We start from the raw sequence: 5,548 nt of genomic DNA on the forward strand, positions 1-5,548 counted from the left end.
CAGATGCAGCCAGGCCTTTCCATATTCCTGCTGAATGTGATATAATTTTAATATAGATAGGAGCGAACAATCTAATGAACAACAACAGCAATAATAATTCCACTGAATTTAATCCTTCAGAAGTCAACAACCCTCATGATAAGCTCTTCAAGTGGTCTTTAGGTGATGAGGAAGTTATGGCTGATTTCCTGGACTTTTCTCTACCACAGGATGTGAAAAAGAAATTAAATCTTGACTCTCTAAGCAGAACCAAAGATAGTTATGTGGATGATATGCTGAAAGAGTCCATTACTGATGCAGTCTTCACCACAACTTTAGCTGATGGCAGTCCTGGCTATATTTGTGTTCTATTTGAACACAAAAGCACAGTTAAAAGAATGACAGCTTTTAAAACTTTGAGATATCTGCACAATATTTACAGTGATAAATATAGCGATGGTACAAGTCCTCAGGTTATGCCTATCATTTTTTATCATGGTTCAGAAGACTGGACTGCTCCTACAAGACTTAGAGATTTGCTGACTGGTGATGTCTCTATTTTGGAAAACTACACACCTGATTTTGAATACCTGCTTTTAACTCTAGATGATGCAATGAAATTTCTGGAGAAGACATTATCACCTGAAACAAAAGCCTATATCAATGTCCTGTATGTTGCCAATGCTGAAACTGAAGAAGAAGCCTGGCAGAGATACTTTAAGTTGCTGGAAATCTTCCAAGACCCAGATAAATGGACATCAATGGAGTTATTGAAAAGATTCCTCCAAACTCTAATCCTGTATTTAGCCAATGCAAACCCTTATTTTGATACCCCAAAAATCTTAAGCTCTACCTCAGAAAAGCTTTCTGAAAGGAGGAACTCTATTATGCAGTTAAAAGAACAATTTGTTGAAGAAGGCAAAGATAGGGGCAAAAAGGAACTATTAGTTAGAATGCTGAAGAATAAATTCTCTCAACCTCTCCCTGAAGATGTTAAAGAAAAAATTAACTCAGCTGATGAAGACAAGGTATTAGAAATTTCAGATCAGTTATTTGAAATAGATTCCTATGAAGAAATCAGGAATTTATTAAATTAAATTTTTTACTGATAGTTTTTTTATCATCACCAACCTTATATTGAAATTTTTTTGCTAAATATTAACCAAAGGGGAGCAGAAAGATATGAGTCTCTATGACACTATCCAAGATGAAGGCAAAGATAAAGGTAGAAAAGAAACTTTGATTAAATTATTGCGTAATAGATTCTCTAAAACTTTGCCTGAAGATATAGAAGCAAAAATTGAAAAAGCTGATGAAGACGGTATTGATACCCTTATAAATAGTTTTTCAGATATAGTAACTTTAGATGATGTACGAGATGTTCTCGAAGAATAACTATTATCCTATTTAGGAGTAAGGAAATTATTAAATATCTCATGATTAAGAGGAAATGAAAGATAAAATTCATTATCAAATTAACCAGATAGATAAGTTCCTGGAAAATATTCTTTCTATAATAGCTGAGGGGATTAAAGCCATCTCCCGGCCACTTCAGCAGCATCACTGATGGGAAGATAGCGCTCAAAAATACCTTCTCGATCATAGAGTTGGGCCAGCTTTTCATCTTTATCATCACAGTCTATTCCCTCCAGCAGCTCATCCCGGGGGAAGACATATTCATTTACATAACCTTCTTCATATCCCATCTCGGCCAGTGATTTAAGCTCCTCCAGCCTCAAATTCTTTGTCTCGGTGACCAGAATTCCCCAGATAAAAGAATCCTTCTTTCGCTTCAGGCCTTCCCGGTACAGATAGGAAAAATAATCCTTTACCTCTTCTCGCTCCAGCTGGCCGTCAGCCACCAGCAGCACCAGAGTTTCCAGAGCCGCTGTGCGCGAAACGTGAGCAATGCTCTCATTCTCGATGACATCCTTTAAAGCCTGGAGATCACCATTAAAAACTGAGAGAAGCACCCGGGGAATATCTTCTGTCAGCACATCACCCAGCACCGGATCGACCACTTTTTCCCGGTGAGATATTATTTCCAGAGCAAGGGGAAAAGCCCGTTCCTCGCCAAAATCGGCCAGAAGAAACAGCGCATAGATGGGAAGCATGGAAACATCGGGGGCAGTCCCACTCTTCGCCGCCTCTTCCATGGTGGCAGCGGTATCCTCAAGCACCCGCAGCAGATGAGGGGTGACATCCCGGGGACGCTGTGAAGCTGCTCTGATAGCAGTGTAGAGTCTGGAAGTGCTGTCCGCATCACTTAAAAGCTCCATAACTCTCTCGCTATCCGCCTCGAGCAGCTCCTCTTCCAGCTCTTCCCTGACTCTCGGTTCCATTTCCCTCAGTTCCTCACTGGTCATATCCCTGTTCAGCAGATACCATTCTATCTCTACTTTCGGAATATAAAACCGGGCAAATCCGAAAAAACCGTCGAAATAAGTTGCTTCTGACCCCTTAAGAGGCAGGGCTGGCAGACTCTGACCTGTGACCTCCACGGCTTTCTCCAGAACCGCAAAAGCCTCCGGTCTTCTTTCGGCTGCAGCCCGGGAGACGAATTTGTAAAATAAAATCTCCCGTTCATCCAGTTTTTCCCCTTCCTGAGCAAGAACTTTTTCCACATCCTCCAGCAGCTTATCCTCTTCTTCCCGGTCGGTTTCCTCCGGCTTTCGGGCCGTAAACTGCCACAGCCTGGCCTCAAGCCGGGCCCGTACATCCTCGGGTAAAAAAGCAGGAGCAGAGAATACCCGGCCCAGCCCTTTCCGCCATTCTTCTTTTTTCATCTCTCCCAGTCTGTCGATAAGGTCAACCAGCCTGTGAGCAGCACCCCGGGGCCTGGCGAGCATATCTTCCTCCACCCGGGCCGCAAAAGTCAGAAATCCTGCCAGAAAGTCCGGCCTTTGTTCGCTGGCCTTAGCTGCAGCCACAGCCTGAAAGGGCAAATGGGGCTCCTCCTCAGCGGCCAGCCACAGCTTAAAGGAAGTCAACCGCTCATAGGCCTGGATGGCCACCAGATCATCATAATCCGCAGCCGGAAGTTCTTCTTCATTCTCAGCTTTCCCGGCATAGATACTGTGCAGAAGCGACTTTAGACGCTCCCCCATTTCGAGATCGGAGATGGCGGTGTTCACCTCGCGCAGCCCTCTCAGCAGCAGGCGCAGTGCAGCAAGCTCCCGCTGTACCCTCTGCTTATTCTGAGGCTGACTGTTTCCGGCACATAACATCTTCTCCACCTGGCGGCGGACTTCTTTTTCCCCGTCCAGTGAGATTCCGGCCAGCTGACTCAGCAGAAACAGCTCACACTTCTCTCCTTCGTATCTATCCGGCTCACTGCTGAATTCAGAGGCTGCAAAGGAGAAATTGTCTCTGATCATATGTACCAGCTGTTCCCGGCGGTTGAGCATATACATACTCAAAGCTCGCAATTTATAAAATTCAACCACATCGGCCTGCTCTTTCTTCTCCTGCTCATAAACATCCTCATCCCGGCTCTTCCGGTCAAGGGCAGCGATATCTGCCAGGTCGGGATGGTTTTTCAGCAGGTCTCCGGCGGTATCCATCAGCTCATAATTATCACAGTGGCAGAGCCAGCGCATACAGGCCAGAGGCAGGTTGACATCAGCGGAGATAGCATTCATCTCAGCTTCTTGTCCGTTTTCTTCCGCTATTTCCAGCATCTTCAGCAGTTTCTCTCCCCACTGCTGGAGTGAAGAGCTATTGGCTCTCTTGCAGCTGAAGAGCGAGCAGAGCGTCTTTTCCATCTCGGGCCGCTCTAACTCCTCATGGGGAGGATCCTCTAAAATGCTGCTGTGCCCCTCATATTCCTGCACATAGACCTCAAGCGCCAGTCTCTTAAACCCCTCGCCCCACAGAGCGTCCAGCAGTTCTTCCTTCTTTTCTTCCGTAAGCTCCCGGGAGTCCAGGGCCTCCCACAGCATCTCCTCTCCCCGGGCGGAATCTCCCACGTTGAGCAAAGACAGCCCGTGGTAGGCAGTCAGAAATCTATTTTCATCCCTGAAATCTTCGCATTCCTGCAGCACCTCATCCAGTTCAGACCACCTGGCATCGCCAAACAGAAAATTACAGTATGGGCGCAGGAGCATATCCCTCATTTCCGGACCCTGCAGGCGCCACAGTCTCCCCAAAATCTCATCCGCTCTCTCATTTTCATTAACATTAAGGCAGGCTGCAGCCAGCACTTCCAGAAATTCAACGCTCAGTGGATAATCGTCTATAGCATCCTCCAGAGGTACAATGATCCTTCGTATTCTTAATCCCTTCATGTTGTGGGGGCCATTGGAGGCATCAAAAAAGATATCCTCGACAGCCCGAAAGTACTGCTCTTTTTCCCGCTCCGGCCTGACCCTGTCACAGCACTTTTTGTACTTTTGACCGCTGCCACAGGGGCAGAGGTCATTGCGCCCCACTTTGTAGCTGCGAGCAGGCCGGTTCCGCTCAAAATTTTCTCTGATTATATTTTTTAAACCTCTCATTTTCGCCATATTATCCCTCCAGCAATAATTACAGAATATCTGCTGCCCAATATTTTATCGGTATGCCAAAAATATAAAACTACAGTCTATGTTTCTCACCACAGACTGCAGTTTCCAAAGCATCAGTCAGCTCACCTATTCTTTTTTCTAATAACTTAATAACCATATCTTTTTTCTCTTTTTCCATTAGCTCATCAGCAATGGTCTCCATATTATCATCCTTTAATTACTTCACGATCAGTTCATTAAAATATATCTTTATTCAAGTATTTCTCCCACATCCTCTATAAGCTTTTCATAATTATGAAGCAGCTTGTCTATCTGTTTTATTTCAAATTCAATTTTTCGGGTTAGATTATTAGCTGACATGAACAAGTTCTCCTTCATCTTCTAATAATTCAGCAAAATCATTAGCCTTATCAAGATTGACCAAATCCACAGAATGTTCCAGCTCTATAATTAGCTTCCCGATCAGAGAAAAATATACACCCTCAGGACAACCTCTTATGGCCAGATCAATATCCGCATTTTTCCTGTCTTCGCCTCTAGCCAGCGAACCAAATAAATATATTTCTTCACAGCCAGCATCCTTCAATATTTCAATGGCTTTATTTATATCATTTTTGTATTCATCAGCTATCTCTTTTTTGTCTAACATAATTACACCTCACTCTTTAATTCACTCAATAAAATTATATCATATAATAGGGATAATATCATCTTCCTAAGCTTTCCGACGATGTCAAGTAAATGTGGGTTGGGGAATAAAAAGAGGACTCCCCCCCATGAAAATATTATCTCGATGCCCCCTTCATAAGATGATAAATTGCGTTTCTCTCCCCCTTTTTCAGGGCGGGAATGTTTTGCTTTCTTTCACCAAGAGCACTGGTTAGGCTGCTGCTTTGATATGTGCCGCCGCCAGCAACTTTTTTGACAGTTTCTTCAATTCTTTTTTCTCGTCTATTACGTCTGATAAGCTCTAAAATATCATTCCTGTTACCACCGTTGAATCTGAAGGCTCTCAAACGTGACATTCTATCCATCCCTGTCCTGCTCCAGCCCATAGGCCTGCT

At 44.2% G+C, this 5,548-nt stretch carries 5 protein-coding genes and 1 pseudogene; 2 read left to right on the top strand and 4 right to left on the bottom strand.

Going from position 1 to position 5,548, the window contains the following annotated elements:
* Window positions 1–74 precede the first annotated feature (74 nt).
* Both BLT15_RS12595 and BLT15_RS12600 read left to right on the top strand, forming a co-directional pair.
* A complete protein-coding gene (locus BLT15_RS12595; RefSeq protein ID WP_089762370.1) occupies window positions 75–1,076 on the top strand; it encodes an Rpn family recombination-promoting nuclease/putative transposase in 1,002 nt (333 codons plus the stop codon).
* Between the two features lie 85 nt (window positions 1,077–1,161).
* Window positions 1,162–1,374, top strand: coding sequence for a hypothetical protein (locus BLT15_RS12600; protein ID WP_089762372.1), 213 nt, complete (start codon window positions 1,162–1,164; stop codon window positions 1,372–1,374).
* A gap of 134 nt (window positions 1,375–1,508) precedes the next feature.
* Here the strand turns inward: BLT15_RS12600 and BLT15_RS12605 are convergent, their stop codons facing one another.
* The 4 genes and pseudogenes from BLT15_RS12605 to BLT15_RS12615 form a co-directional block, all read right to left on the bottom strand.
* Window positions 1,509–4,484, bottom strand: a complete 2,976-nt coding sequence (locus BLT15_RS12605; RefSeq protein WP_089762376.1) for a DUF1186 domain-containing protein — start codon at window positions 4,482–4,484, stop codon at window positions 1,509–1,511.
* Between the two features lie 70 nt (window positions 4,485–4,554).
* Entirely contained in the window at window positions 4,555–4,686 is a 132-nt protein-coding gene (locus BLT15_RS13705; protein ID WP_268762271.1) for a hypothetical protein, read from the bottom strand.
* Between the two features lie 147 nt (window positions 4,687–4,833).
* Window positions 4,834–5,133: a nucleotidyltransferase family protein gene (locus BLT15_RS12610; protein ID WP_089762378.1), complete on the bottom strand. Its 300-nt coding sequence runs from the start codon at window positions 5,131–5,133 to the stop codon at window positions 4,834–4,836.
* Between the two features lie 136 nt (window positions 5,134–5,269).
* A pseudogene (locus BLT15_RS12615) lies at window positions 5,270–5,548 on the bottom strand (hypothetical protein); the annotation flags it as partial.

The sequence above is a fragment of the Halarsenatibacter silvermanii genome (assembly GCF_900103135.1).
Classification (GTDB): Bacteria; Bacillota; Halanaerobiia; order Halanaerobiales; family Halarsenatibacteraceae; genus Halarsenatibacter; species Halarsenatibacter silvermanii.